24 protein-coding genes are annotated in these 25,699 nt (G+C 73.3%); 10 read left to right on the plus strand and 14 right to left on the minus strand.

Annotated features, from left to right (window positions below):
- Positions 1-128 precede the first annotated feature (128 nt).
- The 5 genes from trpD to QC029_RS22795 all read right to left on the minus strand — a co-directional run bounded on the left by trpD (position 129) and on the right by QC029_RS22795 (position 5,573).
- Positions 129-1,193: an anthranilate phosphoribosyltransferase gene (trpD, locus tag QC029_RS22775; RefSeq protein ID WP_279557616.1), complete on the minus strand. Its 1,065-nt coding sequence runs from the start codon at positions 1,191-1,193 to the stop codon at positions 129-131.
- 205 nt (positions 1,194-1,398) lie between these two features.
- Positions 1,399-3,039 (minus strand): cytochrome bc complex cytochrome b subunit, encoded by a 1,641-nt coding sequence (locus QC029_RS22780; RefSeq protein ID WP_279557617.1) that lies wholly within the window; start codon positions 3,037-3,039, stop codon positions 1,399-1,401.
- On the minus strand, positions 3,036-4,103 hold the full coding sequence (locus QC029_RS22785) for a Rieske 2Fe-2S domain-containing protein (RefSeq protein ID WP_279557618.1): 1,068 nt from the start codon (positions 4,101-4,103) through the stop codon (positions 3,036-3,038). The genes QC029_RS22780 and QC029_RS22785 overlap by 4 nt, the downstream gene beginning before the upstream one ends.
- Complete coding sequence (locus QC029_RS22790; RefSeq protein ID WP_279557619.1) at positions 4,100-4,909, minus strand: c-type cytochrome; 810 nt, start codon at positions 4,907-4,909, stop codon at positions 4,100-4,102. Before QC029_RS22790 ends, QC029_RS22785 begins: the two co-directional genes overlap by 4 nt.
- Before the next feature lie 55 nt (positions 4,910-4,964).
- Positions 4,965-5,573, minus strand: a complete 609-nt coding sequence (locus QC029_RS22795; protein WP_279557620.1) for a heme-copper oxidase subunit III — start codon at positions 5,571-5,573, stop codon at positions 4,965-4,967.
- Positions 5,574-5,787: 214 nt separating this feature from the next.
- Here QC029_RS22795 and QC029_RS22800 point away from each other — a divergent pair, with 214 nt between their 5' ends.
- Positions 5,788-6,189, plus strand: coding sequence for a hypothetical protein (locus QC029_RS22800; RefSeq protein WP_279557621.1), 402 nt, complete (start codon positions 5,788-5,790; stop codon positions 6,187-6,189).
- 78 nt (positions 6,190-6,267) lie between these two features.
- Here the strand turns inward: QC029_RS22800 and QC029_RS22805 are convergent, their stop codons facing one another.
- The 4 genes from QC029_RS22805 to coxB form a co-directional block, all read right to left on the minus strand.
- Positions 6,268-7,461, minus strand: coding sequence for an Ig-like domain-containing protein (locus QC029_RS22805; RefSeq protein WP_279557622.1), 1,194 nt, complete (start codon positions 7,459-7,461; stop codon positions 6,268-6,270).
- A 103-nt stretch (positions 7,462-7,564) separates the two neighbouring features.
- Entirely contained in the window at positions 7,565-7,963 is a 399-nt protein-coding gene (locus QC029_RS22810) for a cytochrome c oxidase subunit 4 (protein WP_279557623.1), read from the minus strand.
- Positions 7,960-9,702: a cytochrome c oxidase subunit I gene (gene ctaD, locus QC029_RS22815; RefSeq protein ID WP_279557624.1), complete on the minus strand. Its 1,743-nt coding sequence runs from the start codon at positions 9,700-9,702 to the stop codon at positions 7,960-7,962. Before ctaD ends, QC029_RS22810 begins: the two co-directional genes overlap by 4 nt.
- 3 nt (positions 9,703-9,705) lie before the next feature.
- On the minus strand, positions 9,706-10,650 hold the full coding sequence (coxB, locus tag QC029_RS22820; RefSeq protein WP_279557625.1) for a cytochrome c oxidase subunit II: 945 nt from the start codon (positions 10,648-10,650) through the stop codon (positions 9,706-9,708).
- A 265-nt stretch (positions 10,651-10,915) separates the two neighbouring features.
- On the opposite strand from coxB, the gene QC029_RS22825 reads away from it, so the two are divergent.
- The gene (locus tag QC029_RS22825; RefSeq protein ID WP_279557626.1) at positions 10,916-12,367 is read left to right on the plus strand and encodes a cysteine desulfurase/sulfurtransferase TusA family protein; all 1,452 of its coding nucleotides are present in this window, start codon (positions 10,916-10,918) and stop codon (positions 12,365-12,367) included.
- Between the two features lie 76 nt (positions 12,368-12,443).
- Here QC029_RS22825 and QC029_RS22830 read toward each other — a convergent pair whose 3' ends face one another.
- Positions 12,444-13,418, minus strand: a complete 975-nt coding sequence (locus QC029_RS22830) for a carbohydrate kinase family protein (RefSeq protein WP_279557627.1) — start codon at positions 13,416-13,418, stop codon at positions 12,444-12,446.
- A gap of 187 nt (positions 13,419-13,605) precedes the next feature.
- Between QC029_RS22830 and QC029_RS22835 the strand changes: the two genes are divergently transcribed.
- Positions 13,606-15,141 (plus strand): hypothetical protein, encoded by a 1,536-nt coding sequence (locus QC029_RS22835; RefSeq protein WP_279557628.1) that lies wholly within the window; start codon positions 13,606-13,608, stop codon positions 15,139-15,141.
- An 8-nt stretch (positions 15,142-15,149) separates the two neighbouring features.
- On the opposite strand, the gene QC029_RS22840 is transcribed toward QC029_RS22835, so the two are convergent.
- Positions 15,150-15,515, minus strand: a complete 366-nt coding sequence (locus tag QC029_RS22840; protein WP_279557629.1) for an iron-sulfur cluster assembly accessory protein — start codon at positions 15,513-15,515, stop codon at positions 15,150-15,152.
- A 246-nt stretch (positions 15,516-15,761) separates the two neighbouring features.
- Between QC029_RS22840 and nadA the strand changes: the two genes are divergently transcribed.
- Both nadA and QC029_RS22850 read left to right on the plus strand, forming a co-directional pair.
- The gene (nadA, locus tag QC029_RS22845) at positions 15,762-16,994 is read left to right on the plus strand and encodes a quinolinate synthase NadA (protein WP_279557630.1); all 1,233 of its coding nucleotides are present in this window, start codon (positions 15,762-15,764) and stop codon (positions 16,992-16,994) included.
- A gap of 59 nt (positions 16,995-17,053) precedes the next feature.
- A complete protein-coding gene (locus tag QC029_RS22850; protein WP_279557631.1) occupies positions 17,054-17,944 on the plus strand; it encodes a GNAT family N-acetyltransferase in 891 nt (296 codons plus the stop codon).
- Positions 17,945-17,970: 26 nt separating this feature from the next.
- Here the strand turns inward: QC029_RS22850 and QC029_RS22855 are convergent, their stop codons facing one another.
- Both QC029_RS22855 and QC029_RS22860 read right to left on the minus strand, forming a co-directional pair.
- Positions 17,971-18,261 carry a hypothetical protein gene (locus QC029_RS22855; RefSeq protein ID WP_279557632.1) on the minus strand — a complete coding sequence of 97 codons (291 nt, stop codon included), beginning with the start codon at positions 18,259-18,261 and terminating at the stop codon, positions 17,971-17,973.
- Positions 18,262-18,352: 91 nt separating this feature from the next.
- Positions 18,353-19,159 carry a PspA/IM30 family protein gene (locus QC029_RS22860; protein ID WP_279557633.1) on the minus strand — a complete coding sequence of 269 codons (807 nt, stop codon included), beginning with the start codon at positions 19,157-19,159 and terminating at the stop codon, positions 18,353-18,355.
- A 233-nt stretch (positions 19,160-19,392) separates the two neighbouring features.
- Between QC029_RS22860 and QC029_RS22865 the strand changes: the two genes are divergently transcribed.
- The 4 genes from QC029_RS22865 to QC029_RS22880 all read left to right on the plus strand — a co-directional run bounded on the left by QC029_RS22865 (position 19,393) and on the right by QC029_RS22880 (position 24,046).
- The gene (locus QC029_RS22865) at positions 19,393-19,995 is read left to right on the plus strand and encodes a DUF3043 domain-containing protein (RefSeq protein WP_279557634.1); all 603 of its coding nucleotides are present in this window, start codon (positions 19,393-19,395) and stop codon (positions 19,993-19,995) included.
- 73 nt (positions 19,996-20,068) lie between these two features.
- Positions 20,069-20,854, plus strand: a complete 786-nt coding sequence (locus tag QC029_RS22870) for a bifunctional 2-polyprenyl-6-hydroxyphenol methylase/3-demethylubiquinol 3-O-methyltransferase UbiG (protein WP_279557635.1) — start codon at positions 20,069-20,071, stop codon at positions 20,852-20,854.
- Positions 20,855-21,121: 267 nt separating this feature from the next.
- The gene (locus QC029_RS22875) at positions 21,122-22,939 is read left to right on the plus strand and encodes an ABC transporter ATP-binding protein (RefSeq protein WP_279557658.1); all 1,818 of its coding nucleotides are present in this window, start codon (positions 21,122-21,124) and stop codon (positions 22,937-22,939) included.
- 42 nt (positions 22,940-22,981) lie between these two features.
- A complete protein-coding gene (locus tag QC029_RS22880; protein ID WP_279557636.1) occupies positions 22,982-24,046 on the plus strand; it encodes a trypsin-like peptidase domain-containing protein in 1,065 nt (354 codons plus the stop codon).
- 70 nt (positions 24,047-24,116) lie between these two features.
- On the opposite strand, the gene QC029_RS22885 is transcribed toward QC029_RS22880, so the two are convergent.
- Positions 24,117-24,329 carry a hypothetical protein gene (locus QC029_RS22885; protein WP_279557637.1) on the minus strand — a complete coding sequence of 71 codons (213 nt, stop codon included), beginning with the start codon at positions 24,327-24,329 and terminating at the stop codon, positions 24,117-24,119.
- A 113-nt stretch (positions 24,330-24,442) separates the two neighbouring features.
- Here QC029_RS22885 and QC029_RS22890 point away from each other — a divergent pair, with 113 nt between their 5' ends.
- Positions 24,443-25,690, plus strand: a complete 1,248-nt coding sequence (locus tag QC029_RS22890) for a bifunctional adenosylcobinamide kinase/adenosylcobinamide-phosphate guanylyltransferase (protein ID WP_279557638.1) — start codon at positions 24,443-24,445, stop codon at positions 25,688-25,690.
- Positions 25,691-25,699 lie beyond the last annotated feature (9 nt).

Genomic DNA, 25,699 nt, shown 5'->3' on the forward strand with positions numbered 1-25,699 from the left:
GGCGCACGCGGTGCGCCGGGGCCTCCCCCTGTCCGCGGCCTTTTCCGCGACCGTCTCCGTGGCCGTCCCCGCAGCCGTCCCCGGCCGCTGCGGGCCGTGCGCGTCCGCCCCCGGCCCGCGGGGGCGGCTCAGGCGTTGCTGGCCGCCACCCAGCGCTCCAGCGTCGCCTTGGCCGCGCCGGAGTCGATGGACTCCGCGGCCCGCGCCATGCCCGCCGCGATCTGCTCGGCCAGCGGCGCGCCGGACGGCTCCAGGGCGACCAGCGCGGCGGCGGAGTTCAGCAGGACCGCGTCCCGTACGGGGCCGGTCTCCCCTTCCAGCAGCCGCCGGGCCACGTCCGCGTTGTGGGCGGCGTCCGCGCCGCGCAGCGCCTCCAGCGGCACCGGGGAGATGCCGACGTCGCGCGGGTCGAAGACCTCGGTGCGCACCCGGCCGTCCCGCACCACCCACACCGTCGAGGTGCCCGTCACGGTCAGCTCGTCCAGTCCGTCGTCGCCGCGGAAGACCAGCGCGGACGTCCCCCGCTCGGCGAGCACGCCCGCCATGATCGGCGCCATCCGGGCGTCGGCGACCCCGGTGGCCTGGGCCTTCACCCGCGCCGGGTTGGTCAGGGGGCCGAGGAAGTTGAAGATCGTCGCGATGCCCAGCTCCTTGCGGGCCGCGCCCGCGTGGCGCAGGGAGGGGTGGAACCTCACCGCGAAGCAGAAGGTGATCCCGGCCTCCTCCGCGACCGCGGCGACCCGCTCGGGCCCGAGGTCCAGGTTGACGCCCAGCTTCTCCAGGACGTCCGAGGAACCGGAGGCGCTGGAGGCCGCGCGGTTGCCGTGCTTGACGACGCGCGCGCCGGTGCCGGCCACCACGATCGAGGACATCGTCGAGATGTTCACCGTTCTGGCCCGGTCGCCCCCGGTGCCGACGATGTCGACCGACGGGCCCGGCACCTCGATCACGTTGGCGTGCCCGTACATCGCCCGGACCAGCCCGGTGACCTCGTCCACCGTCTCGCCCTTGGCGCGCAGCGCCACCGCGAACCCGGCGATCTGGGCGTCGGTCGCCTCGCCGCGCATGATCTGGTCCATCGCCCACGCGGTGCTCCCGGCGGGCAGGTCCTCGCCGGCCAGCAGGGCGCTCAGCACGTCCGGCCAGGTGTGCGCCGCCACGGTGTCGCCTCCGGTGGTCGTAGCAGCGCTCATGGGAATCACTCCTGGCGTGGTCGGATGCGAGGGGCCGGATCGACGCGGCGGCCCGCGGCCAGCCTATCGGCGCGCCGCGCCGTCCACGGCCGCTGCCCGCAGTCCGGACACGCCCGCGGACACCGGAAGGCCCCGGGTCCCTCCCGCGGGAGGGGCCCGGGGCCCTCGGTGTGGCGTTCTTCGGACGTGCCTTCGGGCGTACCCGTCAGTGGTGGCCGTGGTGGCCGCTGGTGAGCTCCTTGAACTCCTCCGCCGAGGGCTTCGGGATCTGGTTGCCCTCCCCGTAGTAGCCGCGGCTGAGCCTGGCGCGGAGCTTCTGGATCGGGCTGATCTTGCGGGTCACCCCGTTCTCGTCCGTCTCCGGGCCGATCTCCAGCGGCTTGTGCTGCTCGTGGGCCGTGAGGGTGTGGAGCTGCTCCTGCGAGAGCGGCTCGTGCACCTCGACGAACTCACCGTGCGGCAGCCGCTTGATGATGCCGCTCTCGCGGCCGTGCAGCACCTTCTCGCGGTCGCGCCGCTGCAGACCCAGGCAGATCCGCTTGGTGACGATGAAGGTGAGCACCGGACCCACGAAGAACAGGATCCGCACCGCCCAGGTGATGGCGTTGATCGACAGGTGGAAGTGCGTGGCCCACAGGTCGTTGCCGCCGCCGACGAGCAGGATGAAGTACAGGGCGATCCAGGCCGCGCCGAACGCGGTGCGCGTCGGGGCGTTGCGCGGGCGGTCCAGGATGTGGTGCTCGCGCTTGTCCCCGGTGACCCAGGACTCGATGAACGGGTACACCGCGATCGCCGCCAGGATCAGCGGGAAGATCATCAGCGGGACGAGCACGCCCAGGGCGAGCGTGTAGCCGCCCGGGATGACGATCTCCCAGCCGGGCATCGCGCGGATCAGGCCCTCGGAGAAGCCCATGTACCAGTCGGGCTGCGCGTTGGTGGACACCTGGTCCGGCCGGTACGGGCCCAGCACCCAGATCGGGTTGATGCTGAACGTCGCGGAGATGACCGCGATGATGCCGAAGACCAGGAAGAAGAAGCCTCCCGCCTTGGCCATGTAGACCGGCAGCAGCGGCATGCCGACGACGTTCTTCTCGGTCCGGCCGGGACCGGCGAACTGGGTGTGCTTGTGGTAGAAGACCAGGATCAGGTGCGCCACCACGAGCCCCAGCATGATGCCGGGCAGCAGCAGGACGTGGGCCACGAAGAACCGCGGGATGATCTCCGTCCCCGGGAACTCCCCGCCGTACAGGAACATGGCCAGGTACGAGCCGACCACCGGCATGGAGAGGATCGCGCCCTCCATGAAGCGCAGGCCGGTGCCCGACAGCAGGTCGTCCGGCAGGGAGTAGCCGGTGAAGCCGGTGAACATGCCCAGCACCAGCAGCAGGAAGCCGAACAGCCAGTTGATCTCGCGCGGCTTGCGGAAGGCGCCGGTGAAGAACACGCGCATCATGTGGACGAACATGCCCACCAGGAACACCAGCGCGGCCCAGTGGTGGATCTGCCGCACGAGCAGGCCGCCGCGGACGTCGAAGCTGATGTCCAGGGTCGAGGCGTACGCCTCCGACATGTGCACACCCTGCATCGGCACGTAGGTGCCGTGGTACTCGATCTCCGCCATGCTCGGGTGGAAGAACAGCGTCAGGTAGACACCGGTCAGGATGATGATGATGAAGCTGTAGAGACAGACCTCTCCGAGCATGAAGGACCAGTGGTCCGGAAAGATCTTCCGCATGTTGGCCTTGGCCAGGGTGTAGATGCCCAGGCGGCCGTCGGCCCAGTCCGCGACCCGCTCACCGGCGGGCGCCTTGCCCCGGCGCTTCGGGGCGTCGCCTGCAGTACTCATCCGCGCTCCCAGAAGGTGGGGCCGACGGGCTCCGCGAAGTCGCCCTGCGCCTCGAGGAAACCGTCTTCGTTGACACTGATCCGCAGCTGCGGCAGGGGGTGACCGGCCGGGCCGAAGATCACACGCGCTCCGTCGGCCAGGTCGAACGTCGACTGGTGGCACGGGCACAGCACGTGGTGGGTCTGCTGTTCGTACAGGGTGACCGGGCAGCCCACGTGGGTGCAGATCCGGGAGAAGGCGACGATGCCCTCGTGGGACCAGTCCAGCTCCTGCTTGTCCTTGATGTCCTCGGGCTCCAGCCGGATGAGCATGACCGCGGCCTTGGCGATCTCCGTCTGGAACTCGTGGCTGCCCTCCTCCAGACCCTCGGGCTGGACCATGACCAGCGAGCCGACGGTGACGTCCTCCGGGCGCAGCGGCTCGCCGGTGTTCTGGTTGACGAGCAGCTTGCCCTTCTCCCACGCGGTGTGGCGGAGCTTGTCCTCCGGCAGGGGGCCGAGGTCGCGCAGCAGCACCACGCCGGAGAGCGGCACCAGGGCCAGCGCGCCGAACATCGTGTTGCGGACGAGCTTGCGCCGCCCGATCTGCGACTCCTTGGCGCCCTGGTGGAAGTCGGCGAGGACCTTCTCCTTGGTCGGCGCGTCGGCCTCGACCGGGTGGCGCTCGCCGATCAGCTCGTGGTCGGACATCAGCGTGCGGCCCCAGTGGACCGCGCCGGCGCCGATGCAGAACAGGGCGGTGCCCAGGGTCAGGCCGAGCGTGAAGTTCAGGGCGCTGATCTCGCCCAGCGGCCAGACGAGGATGTACTGGTCGATGGGGATGAGCACGTACGCGACGATGAAGCCGATGGTGGCCAGCATCGACACCGTGAACAGCAGGGCGACGACGCGCTCGGAGCGCTTGGCGGCCCGCTCGTCGATGTCCTGGATGCGCGGCTCGTGGGGCGGCAGCCCCGGGTCGGCGAACGGGTTCTCCGCCCGGGTCGCCACCTCGCCGTGGGCGCCCTCGCGCCGTCCCGGCAGGTTCTCTTCTGGCACGTCGTGGGATCCGGTGTGGCTACTCATGACTTCCTGGCCTTGGCGGTACGCGCCGCGACCCACACGGCGACGCCGATCAGAAGGGCGAGGACGATGGTCCACGCGAACATGCCCTCGGCGACCGGGCCGAAGCCGCCCAGCTTGAAGCCGCCGGGAGACTTCTCGTCCTCACCCTGGACGTCGTTGATGTAGGCGATGATCTCCCGCTTCTCCTTCTCCGGCAGCACCGTGTCGGGGAAGACGGGCATGTTCTGCGGGCCGTGGAGCATCGCCTCGTAGATGTGCTTGTCGGAGACGCCGTCGAGCTCGGGAGCGTACTTGCCGTTGGTGAGGGCGCCGCCCTCACCGGTGAAGTTGTGGCACTGCGCGCAGTTGGTGCGGAACAGCTCGCCGCCCGCGGCGCTGTCGGCGCCGGAGGGGTCGTACTGCTCCTCCGTCGGGATGCTCGGACCGGGGCCCAGCGAGGCGACGTACGCAGCGAGCTGGTCGATCTGCGCCTGGGTGTAGACCTGCGGCTTCTTGGGCGCCTGGGCGCCCGGGGACTGGGCCGGCATGCGGCCGGTGCCCACCTGGAAGTCTACGGCCGCGGCGCCGACGCCGACGAGGCTGGGACCGTCACTCGTGCCCTGGCCGCCGGTTCCGTGGCAACTGGAGCAGCCGGTGGCGTAGAGCTTCTTGCCCTCCTCGATGGCGAGGGACTGGGCCGACGTGTCGGCCTTCGCCTCGTCCGCGGGAGCGAACGCGGCGTACAGCCCCCCGGTGGCCGCCAGCGCGAAGAGTAGGACGACGAGCGCCGCCAGCGGATGGCGCCGTCGTGCGGAGAGCTTTTTCACGGATTACCCCGGTGTCAGGATCTTCTGCGTCGATGCTTCTGGCTGTACTGCCTGATCACTTGATCAGGTAGATGGTGGCGAAGAGGCCGATCCAGACGACATCGACGAAGTGCCAGTAATAGGACACCACGATGGCCGCAGTGGCCTGGTGGTGCGTGAAGCGCCGTGCCATGTACGTCCGGCCGAGGACGAACAGGAAGGCGATCAGGCCGCCCGTCACGTGGAGGCCGTGGAAGCCGGTGGTCAGGTAGAACGCCGACCCGTACGGCCCCGAGGAGATCGAGACGCCCTCGTGGACCAGCTCGGTGTACTCGAAGACCTGGCCGCCGATGAAGATCGCACCCATGATGAAGGTGATCACGAACCACAGGCGCAGTCTCTTCACGTCACCGCGCTCGGCGGCGAAGACGCCGAGCTGGCAGGTGAGGGAGGAGAGCACCAGGATCGTGGTGTTCGTCGCCGCGAACGGAAGGTTGAGGATGTCCGCCTCTCCCGTCCAGTACTCGGCTCCCGTCACCGACCGAAGGGTGAAGTACATCGCGAAGAGGGCCGCGAAGAACATCAGCTCGGAACTCAGCCAGATGATGGTTCCGACGCTGGTGAGGTTCGGCCTGTTCACCGACGGGTGCGCGTGCCCGGTATCTACTGCTGTTGCTGTCGCCACGCCGACATTATGTCGGTCGCTTATCCGGCCCTCACCTCGGGGGGTCCTGTTCGGTGTGTCAACCGCCCGTGTCCTGCTCAGACAGCCCATCCCGGGGCCTTCCGGATCCCTGACGGGCGGGCTCGGGACGGAGTAGCATCCGCCAACAACGGCATACGCGACCCATGGCCCCATGCCCCATGGACCCATGGACCTTTGAGGACACGGAGGAACCATGCAGCCGACCGCCACGGTGCTGGTCTACAGCGACGACGCCAACACCCGCGAGCAGGTGCGGCTGGCCGCCGGGCGCCGCCCGGCCGCCGACGTGCCGCCGGTCGAGTACGTGGAGTGCGCCACGCTGCCCGCGGTGATCGCCGCGCTGGAGGAGGGCGGCATCGACGTCTGCGTGCTGGACGGCGAGGCGGTGCCCGCCGGCGGGATGGGCGTGTGCCGCCAGATCAAGGACGAGATCTTCGACTGCCCGCCCGTCCTGCTGCTGATCGGCCGCCCGCAGGACGCCTGGCTGGCCACCTGGAGCCGGGCGGAGGCCGCGGTCGCGCACCCGGTCGACCCGGTTCTCCTGGCCGACGCCCTGGCCGGGCTGCTGCGCGGCGTGCGGCACGCGGCCGCCTGAGCGCACCCGCGGCACGGGCCGCGCCGGCACCCGGAGGTGCCGGCGCGGCCCGTCGCCCTTTCCGGGGCCCCGCCCGGGTCAGCTCAGGGCGCTGCCCCGGCGCCACTGCTCCCAGGAGAGGTTCCAGTCGCCGAGGCCGTTGCCGAAGGCGGGCATCTTCGGCCCGTCCCCGCCCACGTGCCGGACGATGTCCCCCTGTCGGACGGCGTGGAAGAACCAGCGGGCGTTCTCGGTGCTCATGCCCGTGCAGCCGTGGCTGACGTTGTCCCGGCCGTGGTGCGCCGCCGACCAGGGCGCCGCGTGGACGAACTCGCCGCTGTCGGTGAGCTGGGTGGCCCACTGGACGTCGAGGTCGTAGGACTCGGCGCTGCCCTCGGGGATGCCGATGCTGGTACCGGTCATGCGTACGGCGGCTTGCCGGCCGAGCACCACCTTGACGCCCTCGCGGGTGCGGAACCCGGGCTTGCCGGTGGTGACCGGGATGGTCCGGACGACCTCGCCGTTCCTCCGGACGGTCATCGTGGTCCTGTCGATGTCGACGACGGCCTCGACGCGGTCGCCCGTCCGGATGCGCAGCGGCTCCGTCCCGCCGCCGCGCAGCCCCTCGCGGATCCACAGGCCCTCCAGGTTGCCGCGCGCCACGACGGTGGCGTGCGCGGGCCAGTAGGCGCGCGGGCGGTAGTGGAGCGTCCTGTCGTCCATCCAGCGCCAGGAGCCCTCGACGGCGGGGGTGGACTCCACCGTCAGCGCGCGCTCCACGATCGCGCGCTGCCCCGCGCTCCTGACCGGCCGGCTGAGTTCGGCGGTGATGGGCTGGCCGACGCCGTAGGTGCCGTCGTCCGGACCGAGGTCGACCTCCAGCCTCTTGCCCCCGGTCGCCGGGCGCGTGGTGAGCTCGGCGGTACGGCGGCCGGGGGCGCCGTCGTCGCGCTCGGTGCCGACGACGACGGTGTAGCGCATGGCACCGGCCGGCGGGGTGTCGCTGCGCCAGCGGGAGCCGTCGGCGGAGAGCTCGCCGGTCAGGCGGCGGCCCGCCGTGTCGACCGCGCGGACGTCCGTGATGCGGCTGCCGTCGCGGGCGGTGATCTCGAGGGGCTTGTCCGGGTCGGCGGTGCGGCCGTCCTCTCCGGCGCTCAGCGCGACGTGCGCGGTGGCGTCGTGAGGAGCCGCGTCCTGAGGCTGCTCGCCGCTGCTGCAGGCGGCGGGTCCCACCGCGAGCGGCGCGAGCACCAGGAAGCAGATCATTGCTGTCCTGCGTGATCCACGACTCATGCTGCCACGGTAGGAACGCTGGTCGGAACGGACGAGCCGGATACGTACGAACGGGTCACCTCCGGAGCGTGTCCGGAGGTGACCCGTGCGTGATGGGGTAGTGCTACTGGTTCTGGTTCTCGCCGTGGTAGTACTCGAAGACCCAGCCGAAGAGGCCGATGAGGATGATCGGCGTCGAGATGTACACCAGCCACCATCCGATGGCGACGCCGAGGAAGGCCAGCGCGCCTCCGACGGCCAGGGCCAGCGGCTGCCAGCTGTGCGGGCTGAAGAAGCCCAGCTCGCCGGCGTCGTCGGCGACGTCCGCGTCCTTGTTGTCCTGCGCCCCGGTGTCCACCCGCCGGGCCGTGAAGGCCAGGTAGTAGCCGATCATGATCGACAGGCCGAAGGACATGAACAGCGCGGTGGTGCCGACCGGCTCCTTGGACCAGAGTCCGTAGATGATGGCGACGGCCAGGATGAAGACCGACAGCCAGATGAACATGCGTCCCTGGATCTTCACTTGCCGGCCTCCTTGGCGCCGGAGAGGACCTTGCCCTCGGGACCCTCGGCGTTCTCGAGCTGGTCGACGGCCGCGATCTCCGGGTGGTGCAGGTCGAACGCCGGGGATTCGGAGCGGATCCGCGGCATGGAGACGAAGTTGTGCCGCGGCGGCGGGCAGGAGGTCGCCCACTCCAGCGAGCGGCCGTAGCCCCACGGGTCGTCGACCTCGATCTTCGGCGCGTACTTCGCCGTCTTCCAGACGTTGTAGAGGAACGGCAGGATCGACATGCCGAGCATGAACGAGAAGATCGTCGAGACCGTGTTCAGCGCGGTGTAGCCGTCGGCCGCCAGGTAGTCGGCGTACCGGCGGGGCATGCCCTCGGCGCCCAGCCAGTGCTGGACCAGGAACGTGCCGTGGAAGCCGACGAACAGCGTCCAGAAGGTGATCTTGCCGAGCCGCTCGTCGAGCATCTTGCCGGTGAACTTCGGCCACCAGAAGTGGAAGCCGGCGAACATCGCGAAGACCACGGTGCCGAAGACCACGTAGTGGAAGTGGGCGACGACGAAGTAGCTGTCGGAGACGTGGAAGTCCAGCGGCGGGGAGGCCAGGATGACGCCGGTCAGACCGCCGAAGGTGAAGGTGATCAGGAAGCCGATCGACCACAGCATCGGGGTCTCGAAGGAGAGCGAGCCCTTCCACATCGTGCCCAGCCAGTTGAAGAACTTCACACCGGTGGGCACCGCGATCAGGAACGTCATGAAGGAGAAGAACGGCAGCAGCACACCGCCGGTGACGTACATGTGGTGCGCCCAGACGGTGACCGACAGACCGGCGATGGCGATGGTCGCGGCGATCAGGCCGATGTAGCCGAAGAGGGGCTTGCGGCTGAAGACCGGGATGACCTCGGAGACGATGCCGAAGAACGGCAGCGCGATGATGTACACCTCGGGGTGGCCGAAGAACCAGAACAGGTGCTGCCACAGCAGCGCGCCGCCGTTGGACGGGTCGAAGATGTGCGAGCCGAACTTGCGGTCGGCCTCCAGCGCGAAGAGCGCGGCGGCCAGCACCGGGAAGGCGAGCAGGACCAGCACACCGGTCAGCAGCACGTTCCAGGTGAAGATCGGCATCCGGAACATCGTCATGCCCGGGGCGCGCATGCAGATGATCGTGGTGATGAAGTTGACCGAGCCCAGGATCGTGCCGAAGCCGGAGAAGGCCAGGCCCATGATCCACATGTCGCCGCCGACGCCCGGGCTGTGGACGACGTCGCTCAGCGGGGTGTAGGCGAACCAGCCGAAGCTCGCGGCGCCGTCGGGGGTGAGGAAGCCGCCCACCGCGATCAGCGAGCCGAACAGGTAGAGCCAGTAGGCGAACATGTTCAGCCGCGGGAACGCCACGTCGGGCGCGCCGATCTGCAGCGGCATGATCCAGTTCGCGAAGCCGGCGAACAGCGGGGTGGCGAACATCAGCAGCATGATCGTGCCGTGCATGGTGAACGCCTGGTTGAACTGCTCGTTCGACATGACCTGCAGGCCCGGACGGGCCAGCTCGGCACGCATGAAGAGTGCCAGCACACCGCCGACGCAGAAGAAGAAGAACGAGGTGACCAGGTAGAGCGTGCCGATCGTCTTGTGGTCGGTGGTGGTCAGCCACTGGATCACACGATTGCCGCGCTCGCTGGGGCGCAGAGGGGCGGGGGTCGCCGCCGGCTGGTCCGACGTTGCGGCGGCACCCTGGGATTCGTTGAGGATGCTCACGGGTTACTGGCCTTCTCGTTCTTGGCGGGCTCCGCCCGCCGGGATGTAGCCGGTCTGGCCCTTCTCCGCCAGTTCCTCCAGGTGCTGCTGGTAGCGCTCCGGGGAGACGACCTTGACGTTGAACAGCATCCGGGCGTGGTCGACGCCGCACAGCTCGGCGCACTTGCCCAGGAAGGTGCCCTCCTTGTCGGGGGTCACCTCGAACTGGTTGGTGTGGCCGGGGATGACGTCCTGCTTGAACAGGAACGGCACGACCCAGAAGGAGTGGATGACGTCGCGCGAGGTCAGGATGAACCGGACCTTCTCGCCCTTGGGCAGCCACAGTGTCGGGCCGGGGTTGCCGGTCTGCGGGTTCCGCTCGCCCGGCGTGCCCACCGTGTAGACGCCCTCGGCGCCCTCGGGGACGGCCTTCAGCATGTCGTCGGGGATCCCGGACAGCTCGTCGGCGTCGATGTTGGACGTGCCGGTGTCACCGTCCACGTCCTCCAGGTAGTTGAAGCCCCAGCTCCACTGGTAGCCGACCACGTTGATCACGTGGTCGGGCTTCTCGGACAGCTCCAGGAGCTTCGACTCGTCACGAGCCGTGAAGTAGAAGAGCACCGAGACGATGATGAGGGGGACCACCGTGTACAGCGCCTCGATGGGCATGTTGTACCGGGTCTGCGGAGGTACCTCGACCTTGGTCCTGGTGCGCCGGTAGACGATGACGCACCACAGGATCAGGCCCCACACCAGGACGCCCACCGCGAGCGCGGCCGCCCACGAGCCCTGCCACAGGGAGAGGATCCGCGGCGCCTCCTCCGTGACCGGGGTGGGCATACCGAGGCGGGGGAAGTCCTTGTATGTGCAACCGGTGGCGGTCGCCAGGACCAGGCCCGCGGCAAGCGCCTGCGGCAGCTTCCGCCGCATCGGGCGCCGCGACGAGCGGTCGGAGCCGTTGGGACTCACGTAGCGCCTTCCCGAGAGTCTCGCCCGCTCGGCCCGGGCTCGGCCGTGGTGGTCGGGCGCCGGCCCTGGCGCGGGCAGGGGTTTGGATGTTTATGCGGACCAAACCCTACTGGACGCCATTTGGGGTCGCGCGGGGAGGGTGCCCAACGCGCCGCGCGGCCCTCCGATGGGGTGGAATCGGGTGGAATCAACGCTTCCGCGATCGCGGCGGCGGCCGGGACGGCTCGGCGGCGCACGGGTGGAGGGGGCGCGCTAGCGTGCTGGTGTGCCCTACTTCGACGCCGCCTCCTCGCTCCCCCTCCACCCCGTCGCCCGCCAGGCGCTGCTCGCCGCGCTCGACGAGGGCTGGGCCGATCCCGCCCGGCTGCACCGGGAGGGCCGGCGGGCCCGGCTGCTGCTGGACGCGGCGCGCGAGGCGGCGGCCGAGGCGGTGGGGTGCCGCCCGGACGAGCTGGTCTTCACCCCCTCCGGCACCCGGGCCCTGCACACCGGGATCGCGGGCGCGCTCTCGGGGCGGAGGCGGGTCGGCCGCACCCTGGTGGTCTCCGCCGTGGAGCACTCCGCGGTGCTCCACGCCGCCGAGGCCCACGAGGCGAGCGGCGGGACGGTGGAGACGGTGCCCGTGGACCGTACGGGGCGGGTGGACCCCGGCGCCTTCGCCGCGGCGCTGCGGGAGGGCGGAGCCGCGGGGGGCGGAACGGCGCTGGCCTGCCTGCAGTCGGCCAACCACGAGGTGGGCACCGAGCAGCCGGTGGCGGAGGCGGCGGAGGCCTGCGCCGCGGCCGGGGTGCCGCTGCTGGTGGACGCCGCCCAGTCGCTGGCGTGGGGTCCGGTGCCCGGCCGGTGGTCGCTGCTGGCGGCCAGCGCGCACAAGTGGGGCGGCCCGGGCGGGGTCGGTCTGCTGGCGGTGCGCAAGGGGGTGCGGTTCGCCCCGCCGGCCCCGGTGGACGAGCGGGAGTCGGGGCGCTCCCCCGGTTTCGCGGACCTCCCGGCGATCGTCGCGGCGGCGGCCTCGCTGCGGGCGGTGCGGGCGGAGGCGGACGCCGAGGCGGCGCGGCTGCGCGCCCTGGTGGACCGCGTCCGCGCCGAGGTGCCCGGACTGGTGCCGGACGTGGAGGTGGTGGGCGACCCGGTGCGGCGGCTGCCGCACGTGGTGACGTTCTCCTGCCTGTACGTGGACGGCGAGGCGCTCCTCCACGCCCTGGACCGGGCGGGGTTCTCGGTCTCCTCCGGCTCCTCGTGCACCTCCAGCACGCTGGTGCCCAGTCATGTGCTGCGCGCGATGGGGGTGCTCTCGGAGGGCAACGTGCGGGTCTCGCTGCCGCCGGGCACGGCGGCGGAGGACGTCGACGCCTTCCTGTCGGTGCTCCCGGACGCGGTGCGGGAGGTGCGCGACCGGCTCCGGGCGCCCGCCGCCCCGGCCGGAGGAGCCGGAGGAGCCGGGGGGACCGGGGCGGCGGACGAGGGGAGCGGAGGAGCCGGAGAGACCGGGGAGATCGGCGAGGCGGAGCTCACCGTCGACTCCCGGGGCAAGCGGTGCCCGATCCCGGTGATCGAACTGGCGAAGGTGATCGACCGGGTGCCGGTCGGCGGCACGGTCGTGCTGCTCGCCGACGACGAGGCGGCCCGGCTGGACGTCCCGGCCTGGTGCGAGATGCGCGGCCACGCGTACCTGGGCGCCGAGGGGCACGCCCACCGGGTGCGCCGCGCCGTCTGACCCCGCGCCGTCCGACCCGTACCGCCTGCCCCGGCCCCCGGCCCCCGTGCCGGGAGGCTCCGCCGGGGGCGGGTGCTCAGGACAGGCAGGCCTGGACCTCGGCCGCGGCGTCGTGGCCGTAGGTCTTGGTGAAGCGCTCCAGGAAGTGGGCGCGCCGCAGCTCGTACTCCTGGGTGCCCAGCGTCTCGATCACCAGCGTGGCGAGCATGCAGCCCAGCTGCGCGGCCCGCTCCAGGCCCAGTTCCCAGGCCAGGCCCGACAGGAAGCCGGCGCGGAAGGCGTCGCCGACGCCCGTCGGGTCGACCTTGGCCTCCTCCCGGGGGCAGCCGACGGTGATCGGCTCCCGGCCCGCCCGCTCGATGCGGACGCCCTTGGCGCCCAGCGTGGTGACGCGGGTGCCGACCCGCTCGAGGATGTCCTCCGCGCCCCAGCCGGTCTTGGACTCCACCAGCGCCGCCTCGTACTCGTTGGTGAACAGGTAGGCGGCGCCTTCGGTCAGCCCCCGGATCTCCTCCCCGTCCATCCGGGCGAGCTGCTGGGAGTAGTCGGCGGCGAAGGGGATGCCGCGGGAGCGGCACTCCTCGGTGTGGCGCATCATCGCCTCGGGGTCGTCCGCGCCGATGTGCACCAGGTCCAGGCCGCCGACCCGGTCGGCGACCGTCTTGAGCTCGATCAGCCGGGCCTCGCTCATGGCGCCGGTGTAGAAGGTGCCGATCTGGTTGTGGTCGGCGTCGGTGGTGCACACGAAGCGCGCGGTGTGCAGGATCTCGGAGATGCGCACCGAGGCGGTGTCCACGCCGTGCCGCTCCAGCCAGGCGCGGTACTCCTCGAAGTCGGCGCCCGCGGCCCCGACGAGGATCGGACGCACCCCGAGCTGGCCCATGCCGAAGCTGATGTTCGCGCCGACCCCGCCGCGCCGGATGTTGAGGGTGTCGGCCAGGAAGGACAGCGACACCGTGTGGAGCTGGTCGCCGACGAGCTGGTCGGCGAAGCGGCCGGGGAAGGTCATCAGGTGGTCGGTGGCGATGGAGCCGGTGACAGCGATACGCACGGCGGGCTGCTCCTGGAGAGGCGGGACTGCGGGCGCCACCACGCTACTTCCTCCCCCTCCGCACCGCCCGGCCGACCCGTGGAACCGTCCGCGCCCCGCTCCCGTCCCATCGGCGCACGGCTGGAGACGACAGCACCAGGTGCGCGCGGCACGGACGCGCGGTGCACGGAACCGAAGGAGCGATGCGGTGAGTGCGGACCACACCCCGGAATCCGACCGACCCCGGCGACGCGGGCTGACGGCCGTCTCGGTGGCCCTCGCCGTCCTGCTGGCCGGAGGCGGCGGCGCGTACTGGGCCTCGACCACCGGGAGCGGCGGGACCTCGGACGCGGCCCGGCAGGGGGACCGGGGCACGCCGGCCCCGCTCGTCCTGGACGGCTACGGGGAGACCCGTACGGCCTCGGCGGAGCGCGGGATCGCGCCCGGCGAGCCGGCGCCCGGCGGCGGCCCGGTCTACAAGGCGGCCGGGCCCCTGCCCGACGGGCCCGGCTCGGCCCCCGCCTACCGGCCCGCCGGGGAGGTCGGCAGGGAGAGGGCGGCCGCGCTGGCGGAGGCGCTGGGACTGCGCGGCGGGGTCCGCGGGAAGGACGGCGTCTGGACGGCCGGCGACACCGACGACGGCACCGACGGCGGCACCGACGGCGGCCGGGGCGGGAGGCTCACGGTGGACGCCGCGTCCGGCGCCTGGTCGTTCACCGGCGCGGCGCCGCCGGAGGACGGCGAGGTCTCCGAGCGGGAGGCCGAGGAGGCGGCCGGGCCGATCGTGGAGGCCCTCGGCCTGGAGGGCGCCGAGGTGGACGCCGGGCGGGAGCGGGGCGGGCTGCGGACCGTCCGCGTCGAACCGCGGCAGGACGGGCTGCCCGTCCACGGCTGGACCACCGAGATCGGCGTCGCGGACGGGGGCGTGCCGGTGAGCGGCAGCGGCCGGGCGACCGGGCTGGTGAAGGCCGGCGGGGGCGCGGAGTACCCGGTGATGAGCGCCGGGGACGCCCTCGCCGCGCTCAACGGGCGCAGCGGCCGGGTGGACCTGGGAGCGAAGTGCGCCGCGCCTCCGGAGAAGGGCGCGGTGGAACCGGGGACCGCCGGGCCGGGCGGCGGGAAGCCCGGAACCGTCCCGATCGTCCCGCCGGCCGACGGCGATCCGGAGCGGCCGGGCGGACCGGGGGGCCCCGAGCCCTGCGGCCCGGCCGGGGAGCGCGAGCCGGTGGAGGTGACGGGGGCGTCGTTCGGGCTGTCGGCGTACTCCTCGCAGGGGCGCGAACTGCTCGTCCCCTCCTGGCTGTTCGAGGTGGCGCCGGAGGGCTCGGGGACGCACACGGTGGTCCACCCGGCGGTGGAGCCGGAGTTCCTGGCGCCGCCGCCCCCCGCGGACGGCGACGACCCCACCTCCGCGCCGGGCGAGCCGGGCCCGGGGGCGGAGAAGCCGGTCAGGACCGCCACCTACGTCGAGGAGTACGCGCCCGGGGACCGCACGCTCACGGTCCACTTCTGGGGCGGGGTGTGCGGTGAGTACGACGCGTCCGCCGAGGAGGGCGAGGAGAAGGTGACGGTGCGGATCACCGAGAAGCCCCGGCCCCCGGGCAAGGCGTGCGTCCTGGTCGCCAAGGACATGGCCGTGGAGGTGACGCTCGACGAGCCGGTCGGCGACCGCGAGGTCCTGGACCGGGAGGGCGAGCGGCTGCCGGAGGGCGCGCCGGGGAGGGAGGAGGAGCCGCGGCGGTAGGCCGCCCCTCACCCCCCACGCTCACGCGGAACGGCGGAGGCGCAGGAGCCGGTGGCGTTCGGGTTGTCGATGGTGAAGCCCTGCTTCTCGATGGTGTCGACGAAGTCGATGGAGGCGCCGCCCAGGTACGGGGCGCTCATCCGGTCGGTGACGACGCGGACACCGTCGAACTCCTTGACGACGTCGCCGTCGAGCGACCGCTCGTCGAAGAAGAGCTGGTACCGCAGGCCGGAGCAGCCGCCGGGCTGAACGGCGACGCGCAGGGCCAGGTCCTCGCGGCCCTCCTGTTCGAGCAGGCTCTTGACCTTCGCCGCGGCGGCGTCGGACAGGATGATTCCGTCAGTCGTCACAGCGGTCTCGTCCGATACGGACATCTGCTTCTCTCCCGGGTTGTACGGACTGCTCTGCCGCCTGCTCAACAGGCGGCCTCCCGGTTTCATTCCAGGCCGGGTACGTCTTTGCGTCTTTCATGCTCGCACACCACCGCCCGGCGGTCACTTCCGCGTGTGCGCGGACGGGGATGCGTCACACTGACGCGATCGGCATCGTCAATATGACGTGAAGCGGTTATGATAGATAGCGTCAATCCGACGAAAAGACCCGCTGAGCCCGATGAAAGGGTGCGTGCCGTGAACACCGCCCCGCCTTCCGCTTCCGTCCCGGTCACCCCCGGGGACGCCCTGGACGTCCAGCCGACCCCGCTGGCCCTGCTCCTCCTCGGCCGCGAGGCCGACCCGAAGAGCGAGCGCGGTGTGGAGTGCCCCGGCGACCTGCCCTCCCCGTCGGACCCGGACCTGGTCGAGCGCGCCCGCGCGGCGAAGGAGCGGCTCGGCGAGAAGGTCTTCGTGCTCGGCCACCACTACCAGCGCGACGAGGTCATCCAGTTCGCCGACGTCACCGGCGACTCCTTCAAGCTCGCCCGGGACGCCGCCGCCCGCCCGGAGGCGGAGTACATCGTCTTCTGCGGCGTGCACTTCATGGCCGAGTCCGCCGACATCCTCACCGGCGACCGGCAGCAGGTCGTCCTGCCCGACCTGGCCGCGGGCTGCTCGATGGCGGACATGGCCACCGCCGAGCAGGTCGCCGAGTGCTGGGACGTCCTGACCGAGGCGGGCGTCGCCGACGTCACCGTCCCGGTCTCGTACATGAACTCCTCGGCCGACATCAAGGCCTTCACCGGGCGGCACGGCGGCACCATATGCACCTCTTCCAACGCGAAGCGGGCGCTGGACTGGGCGTTCTCGCAGGGGGAGCCCGGGCGGGGCAAGGTGCTGTTCCTGCCCGACCAGCACCTGGGCCGCAACACCGCGGTGCGCGACATGGGGATGTCCCTGGAGGACTGCGTCGTCTACAACCCGCACCGGCCGAACGGCGGGCTGACCGCCGAGGAGCTGCGCGGCGCGAAGATGATCCTGTGGCGCGGCCACTGCTCGGTGCACGGCCGCTTCACGCTGGAGTCGGTGAACGACGTGCGCGAGCGCGTCCCCGGCGTCAACGTGCTGGTGCACCCCGAGTGCCGCCACGAGGTCGTCGCGGCGGCGGACCACGTGGGCTCCACCGAGCACATCATCAAGACCCTGGAGGCCGCCCCGGCCGGCTCGAAGTGGGCGATCGGCACCGAGCTCAACCTGGTGCGCCGCCTGGCGAACCGCTTCGCCCCCGAGGGCAAGGAGATCGTCTTCCTCGACCGGACGGTCTGCTTCTGCTCGACCATGAACCGGATCGACCTGCCCCACCTGGTGTGGGCCCTGGAGTCGCTGGCCGACGGCAAGGTCGTCAACCGCGTCCAGGTCGACCCGGAGACCGAGAAGTTCGCCAAGCTGGCCCTGGAGCGGATGCTCGCCCTGCCGTAGGCGCCGGGATTCCGCGACGCGTGTGACCGGGCGCGGCGCGGTCGGCCAGGATGGTCGGCATGCTGCTGCGCCCGGTACACGATCGCGAGGAGGACGCCGCGGCCGTGCGGTTCGTCGCGGACGCCGCCCTCCGGGCACCGCACCCCGCCCCGCCGGCGCGGGACGCGCCGCTGCCCGCCCCGGCCGTCCGCCGCCCCCACCACGCCCGCCATCTGGCCCGTACCGACCCGGGGGGCTGCTGGCTGGCCGAGGACGCCGCGGGACGCCCCGTCGGAGCCGTGCTGTCCACACGGCGGGAGGGCACCTGGGGGCTGTCCCTGCTCGCCGTGCTGCCCGAGGCGCGGGGCCGGGGCGTGGGCACCGCCCTGCTGGAGCGGGCGCTGGCGTACGGCCGCGGCTGCCTGCGCGGGATCGTCCTCGTGCCGCCCCATCCGGTGGCCGCCCGCGTCTGCCGCCGGGCGGGCTTCGAGCTGCACCCGGCGGCGCGGCTGACCGGGACGGTCTCGACCGCGGGGCTCGCCGCCCCGGACGGCGTGGTGGCCGAGGGCGGGCCGAAGGACCGGGACCTGATGGACTCGGTGGACCGGCGGCTGCGCGGCGGCGCCCACGGCCCGGACCACGACGAGCTGCCGCGCCACGCCAGGCCGCTGGTGACCGACGACTTCGCCGGCAGCGGCTACTGCTACCTGTCCGGGGGCCGCGACGGCGGCGAGGCCCGGGTGGAGCTGCTGGGCGCGACCTCCCGGCGGCTGGCCACCCGGCTGCTGACGGCCGCCCTGGGCGTCGTCGGCGAGGGCCGCCCGGTGCGGATCGAGGGCCTGACCGCCGAGCAGCAGTGGGCGCTGGACGTCGGGCTGGCCGCGGGGCTGGAGCCGGACACGGCGGGCTGGGTGGGCCTGCGCGGCATGCGGCCGCCGTCGCCGTACGTCCCCTCCGCCGCGTTCCTGTAGGGGTTCCGGGGAGGGGCGCCCGTCCCTCAGGCGGAGGCGTCGGCGGGGAACAGTCCGTTCTCGCCCAGCAGGGCGCGCACCTCCTCCAGCGTGGCGCCCGGCTCGGGCAGGATCAGCTCCGAGGGCTCCAGGGCGTCGTCCGGCAGGGGCGTGCCCAGCGAGCGTACGGCGTCCAGCAGGGCGTTCAGGGTGCGGCGGAAGCCGGCCTCGTCGCCGTGCTCCATCTCGTGGAGCAGCTCGTCGTCCAGTGCGTTCAGGCCGGGCAGGTGGCTGTCGTCCAGCCTGACCTGCCCCTCCCCCATGATCCGTACGATCACGACGCTCTCCTTCCGGGCTTCCCGGGGAGCGGGTGCCCGGTACGCCGGGGGTGATGCGCCCCCGGCGCCCGGCCACCGCTCGTCGGGCCGGCTACTGCTTGTCGAACCGGGGGGCGTCCTGGGACTGCTGCTGCGCCTGCCGCTGCCCCGCCTGGTCCTGACCGCCCTCGATGGCCTGCCGGTCGCCGCCCGTGCCGCCCGCCAACTCGGCCTTCATCCGCTGGAGCTCCAGCTCCACGTCGGAGCCGCCGGAGATCCGGTCCAGCTCGGCCGCGATGTCGTCCTTGGCCAGCCCGCTGGGGTCGTCGAGCGCGCCCGAGGCCAGCAGCTCGTCGATCGCCCCGGCGCGGGCCTGGAGCTGCGCGGTCTTGTCCTCGGCCCGCTGGATGGCCAGGCCGACGTCGCCCATCTCCTCGGAGATGCCGGAGAACGCCTCGCCGATGCGGGTCTGGGCCTGGGCCGCGGTGTAGGTGGCCTTGATGGTCTCCTTCCTGGTGCGGAAGGCGTCCACCTTGGCCTGGAGGCGCTGGGCGGCGAGGGTGAGCTTCTCCTCCTCGCCCTGGAGGGTCTGGTGCTGCTGCTCCAGGTCCGTCACCTGCTGCTGGAGGGCGGCGCGGCGGGAGAGCGCCTCGCGCGCCAGGTCCTCGCGGCCGAGGGCGAGCGCCTTGCGGCCCTGCTCCTCCAGCTTGGCGGACTGCCCCTGGAGCTGGTTGAGCTGGAGCTCCAGCCGCTTGCGGGAGGTCGCGACGTCGGCGACGCCACGGCGCACCTTCTGCAGCAGTTCGAGCTGCTTCTGGTAGGAGTAGTCGAGCGTCTCGCGCGGGTCCTCGGCCCGGTCCAGGGCCTTGTTGGCCTTCGCGCGGAAGATCATTCCCATACGCTTCATGACACCGCTCATGGGCTTCGCGCGCCCCCTTCGAAGACGGACTGAACCTCGCACACCGACAGGTCCCACACTACGGGCCCTGCTTCCATTACCGCACTGTTCGGACCCGGATGTGCTCCTCCTCCAGGACGATCGGCGAGAGGGTCTCTCCCGCCCAGGAAGTAGGGAGTACGGCGACCCGCCGTTGCCGGATCGTTCCCCGTGGGGGTGGGGGCCACACCTGGACGCCCCGTACTCTTGGCACTGTGTTCCGAAGCCGTTCCCGTGATGAGCAGACCGCGCCTCCCCGGGAGAGCGTGGACCTGACCAAGCAGCGCCGTGACCCGCAGGCCCCCAAGGGCCGCCCCACGCCCAAGCGCAGCGAGGCCGAGGCGCTGCGCCGCGCCGTGGTCAAACCACCGGCCGACCGCAAGGAGGCCGCGCGGCGCGCCCGCGAGGCCCGCCGCGCGGAGCTGGCGCGGCAGCGCGAGGCCCTGGCCGGCGGCGACGAGCGCTACCTGCCGGCGCGCGACCGCGGCCCGGTGCGGCGCTACGCCCGCGACTTCGTGGACTCCAAGTGGCACGTGGCGGAGTTCTTCCTGCCCCTCGCGGTGCTCATCCTGATCCTGAGCATGATGCCGTCGGCGCAGGTGAAGAACGCCTCCCTGCTGCTGTGGATGGGCGTCATCGTGATGATCGTCGTCGACTCCTTCGTCACCTCCCACAAGCTGCGCAAGGGCCTGCGCGAGCGCTTCCCCGACGAGAACCGGCGGGGCGCCGTGGCGTACGCGCTGATGCGGACGCTCCAGATGCGCCGCATGCGGCTGCCCAAGCCGCAGGTCGCCCGGGGCGAGGCGCCGCGCCGCTGACGGGGCGCGGGGGTCGGCCTCCCGCCCCCGCGGACCACCGACAGACCGCTGACGGACCACTGACGGAACCCCCTTGACGGATCCCGACGGACCACCGATGGACATCGCCGTACGACACGACGACGTGCGCCGGGACGGTGTGCCCCGGCTCGGCGCCCTGGGGCATGCCCTGATCGCCCGGCAGCTCGAGGAGCAGATCACCGCGCGCTTCCCCGTGGGGCGGCGGCTGCGCGTCCTGGACGTGGCGCTGCGCCACGGCCGGCAGGCGCTGACGCTGGCCAGGGCCGGGCACGAGGTGACCGGGCTGGAGTCCGACCCGGAGCTGGCCGACGCCGTGCGCCGGGTCCTCGGGGAGGAGCCCGCGGGCATACGGGAGCGGATGCGCGTCGTCTCCGGCGACAGCCGCAGCACCGGGGCGCACTTCCTGCCCGGCTCCTTCGACGTGGTGCTCTGCCACGGTGTGCTGGTCCCCGGCGACGAGCCCGGCCCGCTGCTGGCCGGGCTGGGCCGGGTGCTGGCCCCCGGCGGGCTGCTGTCGCTGCTGGTGCCCAACATCGAGGCCGCGGCCATGCGGCCGGGGCTGGCCGGCGACTGGACCGCGGCCCTGGCCCGGCTCGTCCCGCCCGATCCCGCCGACCGCGCCCTGCGCCGCGAGGCGCTGACCGCCACCCTCGCCGGGATGAGCACCCCGGTGCACCGGTGGTACGGGGTGCGGGTCTTCACCGGCGGCACCGACGACCCGGCCCTCCCGCCCGGCGAGGCCGGGGAGCGGCTGCTGGCCGCCGAGGAGCGGGCCGGGCGCACCGACCCGTACCGCGCGGTGGCGGAGCTGCTGCACCTGTGCGCCGTACGCGGCTGAGCGCCGGACCGCCGGGCGGGCGGGGGGACTCAGGCGTCCGGGGGCGGTCCGGCGTCCTCACCGGCAGCAGACCGGCAGCAGTTCGCCGAACGGAAGGCCACCGTGTCCGTATCCCCGGCACCCCCGGCACCCCAGCCGTCCCAGCCACCCCAGCCGTCCCGGTCGTCCCCGGCACCCCCCGCGCCCGAGGCGTCCCCGGCGCCCGCGGACGCCCGGGAACTCCCCGCCGCCGGTGACCGGCTCCCCGCCCGGGAGACCTGGCGCGCGCTGTACGCCCACATCCGCCCGCACCGGGCGCCGATCGCGCTCGGCGCGCTGCTGGCGCTGGTCGGCTCCGTCACCGGGCTCGCGCAGCCGCTGGCCGCCAAGGAGCTGGTGGACCGGCTGGGCGGCGGCGAGTCGATCGCCGGCGTCCTGGTGCTGCTCACCGCGCTGGTGGTGCTGGGCACGGCGATCGAGTCGGTCGGCGCGTACGTCCTGGCCCGCACCGCCGAGTCCGTGGTGCTGGCCGCGCGGAGCCGGCTGGTGGCCCGGCTGCTGCGGCTGCGGATGCCGGAGGTGGAGCGGACCCAGCCGGGCGACCTGATGGCGCGGGTCACCTCCGACACCACGCTGCTGCGGCAGGTCACCACGGACTCCCTGGTGTCGGCCGTCACCGGCTCCCTCACGCTGGTGGCGACCCTCGTGATGATGGCGCGGATGGACCTGGTGCTGCTGGGCGTCACCCTCGGGGTGATCGTGCTGATCGCCGCCTCGACGGGGCTGGTGATGCCGAGGATCTCGCGGGCGTCGAAGCGGGCGCAGGAGTCGGTCGGGGAGATCTCGTCGGTGCTGGAGCGCTCCTTCGGCGCGTTCCGCACGGTCAAGGCGTCGGGCGCGGAGGCCCGCGAGACGCGGGCCGTGGAGGAGGCGGCGCGCGCGGCCTGGCGGCACGGGGTGCGGGCCGCGCGCTGGCAGGCGGTGGCGGGCACGTCGGTCGGGCTGGCCGTGCAGGTGTCGTTCCTGGCGGTGCTGGGCGTCGGCGGGGCGCGGGTGGCCGCGGGCGCGCTCCCCGTCTCGTCGCTGGTGGCCTTCCTGCTGTTCCTCTTCTACCTGATCGGACCGGTCTCCCGGCTGGTCGACGCGGCCACGCAGTACCAGGTGGGGGCGGCGGCCGTCGCCCGGATCGCGGAGGCCGAGCGCATGGAGACCGAACCCGGCCCCGGAGCCGGAGCCGAAACCCAGGCCGGACCCGAAACCGAGGCCGAAGCCGGAACCGAGGCCGAGGCCGGAACCGGGCACGGGCACGGCGGGGACGCGGCCCCGCGCCCGCAGGACCCGCCGGCCTCGGTCGTCTTCGACCGCGTCGTCTTCCGCTACCGGCCCGGTCTGCCCGCCGTCCACCACGGGGTCTCCTTCTCCGTGCCCGGCGGCGGCATGACCGCGTTCGTCGGTCCCTCGGGGGCGGGCAAGTCCACCGTGTTCTCGCTGATCGAGCGCTTCCACGAGGTGAGCGGCGGCCGGGTGCTGGTCGACGGGCGCGACGTGCGCGACTGGCCGCTGGCCGGGCTGCGGGCCTCGATCGGCTACGTCGAGCAGGACGCGACCGTGCTCTCCGGGACGCTGCGCGAGAACCTGGTGTTCGCCGCGCCGGACGCCGGCGACGAGGAGATCCGCGAGGTGCTGGAGCGCACCCGCCTCACCGAACTGGTCGGTCGGCTGCCCGACGGCCTGGAGACGGTCGTCGGGCACCGGGGCAGCCGGCTCTCCGGCGGGGAGCGGCAGCGGGTGGCGATCGCGCGGGCGCTGCTGCGCCGCCCCCGGCTGCTGCTCCTGGACGAGGCGACCTCGCAGCTCGACGCGGTCAACGAGCTGGCGCTGCGCGACACGGTGGCCGAGGCGGCCCGCGCCACGACGGTGCTGGTCGTCGCCCACCGGCTGTCCACGGTGACGCTCGCCGACCGGATCGTGGTGATGGAGGCGGGCCGGGTGCGGGCGGTGGGCACCCACGAGGAGCTGGTGGCGGGCGACCCGCTCTACGGCGAGCTGGCGGCGACGCAGTTTCTGGCGGCCCCGTCGGGGAACGCGGACGCTCCGCGGCCGTGACGGCCCGGCCGCGCGGAGACCAGCGAAGGGGGGCTCGTTCACATGACTCGTTCCCCACGGCGCGGCGGGCGCCGCGCGGGCGCCGCAGCCCTGTGCGCGGCGGCCGTCCTGTTCACCGGCTGCACGGGGCCGGGCTCCTCCGACGGCGCCGGCGGCTCGCCCTCCCCCAGCGCCACCGTCCCCGTGCCCGGAGCCGCCGACGACCTGCAGGAGTCCTTCCAGGAGGTCGTCGACCGGGTGCTGCCGTCCGTCGTCCAGATCACCACCGGCGAGGGGCTGGGCTCGGGCGTGGTCTACGACGGCGAGGGCCACATCGTCACCAACGCCCATGTGGTGGGGGACGCCGAGCGGTTCCGGATCACCATGGCCACCGGCCGCGACGAGCTGGACGCCGAGCTGGTCGCCAGCTACCCGGAGGAGGACCTGGCGGTGGTGAAGCTCACCGATCCGCCCCGGAACCTGCGCCCCGCGACCTTCGGGGAGTCCGACGAGGTGGACGTCGGCCAGATCGTGCTGGCGATGGGCAATCCGCTGGGGCTCTCCTCCAGCGTCACCGAGGGGATCATCTCGGCCACCGGCCGCGCCATCAGCGAGGGCAGCGCCGAGGCCACCATCGGCAACCTGATCCAGACCTCGGCCCCGATCAACCCGGGCAACAGCGGCGGCGCCCTGGTCGACCTCTCCGGCCGCGTCATCGGCGTCCCCACCCTGGCCGCCCGCACCCCGGACGGGAACGGCGGCGCGGCGCCGGGCCTGGGCTTCGCCATCCCCTCCGACACCGTCCGCCACCTCGCCGACCAGATGATCGAGCACGGCGAGGTCGTCGACTCCGACGAGGCGGCGATCGAGGCGACGGTGCGCACCGTCCTGGGCGAGGACTACCGGCCCGCCGGGGTCGCGATCGTGGAGACCGAGGAGGGCGGCGCGGCGGACGCGGCCGGGCTCCGGGCGGGCGACGTGATCACCGGGCTCGACGGCAGGGAGACCCCGGACACCACCGCGCTGGCGGAGGCGCTGGCCTCCCGCGAGCCCGGCGACGAGGTGAAGGCCGTCTACCGGCGCGGCGGCGAGGAGCGGACCGTCACCATCACCCTCGGCGAACGCTGACGGCACCGGACGACCCCGGACGGCACCCGCCCCGGAGCGGCCGGGGCGGGTGCCGTCCGGTGCCCGGGGCTCAGCTCTCCCCGGCCGCGCTCAGACTCATGGGCCCGTAGATCTCGGTGCCGTCCTCCAGCAGCGTCACCTGCTCGACGCCGCCCTCCAGCAGCTCCCTCCAGGTCTCGCCGATCCAGCTCTCCGCGTCGCCCTGGGTGGAGAACTCCTCCGGCTGGACGGCCGGTTCCGTCTCCGTGCCGTCGGCCTTCTCGAACCGCCACGTCCACGCCATGTGCGCCTCCCCTGTGCTGTGTCCGGTGTTGCCGTGTGTCCATGATCCTGTCCCGCTGAGCGCAGACTAGTGCCCCTCGCGCGACGCTCCGCCGGACACGAGACGATCGTGCCGTGGAACTCACTCTGCTCGGCACCGGCGCACCCGCCGGTCTCCCCCGGCCCGGCTGCCCCTGCGCGTCCTGCGCCACGGCCGTCGGCGCGGACGCGCGGGCGGCGACCGCGCTGCTCGTCGACGACGTCCTGATGCTCGACCTCACCCCCGGGCCCGCGCTCTCCGCCGCCCGCGCGGGCCGCTCCCTGCACGGGGTGCGGCAGGTGCTGCTGTCGCACCCCCACGAGGGCCCGGCGCTGGAGATCCCGGCCGGGCTGCCCGCGCCGGTGCGGGTGCCCGACGGCCGGGAGCTGACGCTGATCAGCGGCCACCGGGTGCGGGCGGTGGCGCTGGACGCGCCGGGCACCGGCTACGAGATCGGCGGGCCGGACGGCGAGCGCCTGCTGTACCTGCCGCCGGGCGCCGGGGCCGCGGGCCTGCCCGCCGCCGCGAGCGGGGGCGGGGGCGGGGGCGCCGGGTCCCCGTGGCCGTCCGCGCCGTACGCCCTGGTGCTGCTGGACGTCCTGGGCCGTCCCGACGCGCTGGCCCGGCTGCGGGCGGCCGGGGCCGTGGGCCCGACCACGGACGTGCTGGCCGTCCACGTCGACCACGACGTCCCGCCCGGCCCGGAGCTGCGCCGGCGGCTGGCCGCCGCGGGGGCCCGTACCGCGCCGGACGGCACCACGGTGGTGGTCGGCGACTACCGGGCGGTCCCCGATCTCCCCCGGCGCACGCTGGTCCTGGGCGGCGCGCGCTCGGGCAAGTCGGCCGAGGCCGAGCGCCGTCTGGCCGCCTTCCCGGACGTGCTGTACGTCGCGACGGGCGGCACCCGGGGCGGCGACGAGGAGTGGGCGGTACGGGTGGCGGCCCACCGGGAGCGCCGCCCGCCTTCCTGGCGGACGGCCGAGACCTGCGACCTGGTCCCGCTGCTCACCGCGCCCGACGCCCCGCCGATGCTGGTCGACTGCCTGGCCCTGTGGCTGACCGACGCGATGGACTCCGCCGGGGCCTGGGACGACGGCCGCTGGCGGAGCGGCGAGGCCCCCCGCGCGCTGGCCGAGCGGACCGGTGCCCTGGTCGCGGCCTTCCGCTCCGCCACCCGCACGGTGGTCGCGGTCAGCAACGAGGTCGGCTCGGGCGTGGTGCCCGCCACGGCCGCCGGCCGCCGCTTCCGCGACGAGCTGGGCCGGCTGAACGCGGCGGTGGCGGCCGAGTGCGAGCACGTGCTGCTGGTCACGGCGGGCACGGCCCTGCCGCTGCGGGGCTGAGCCCCGGCC

Source organism: Streptomyces sp. DH37 (assembly GCF_029813835.1).
GTDB lineage: Bacteria > Actinomycetota > Actinomycetes > Streptomycetales > Streptomycetaceae > Streptomyces.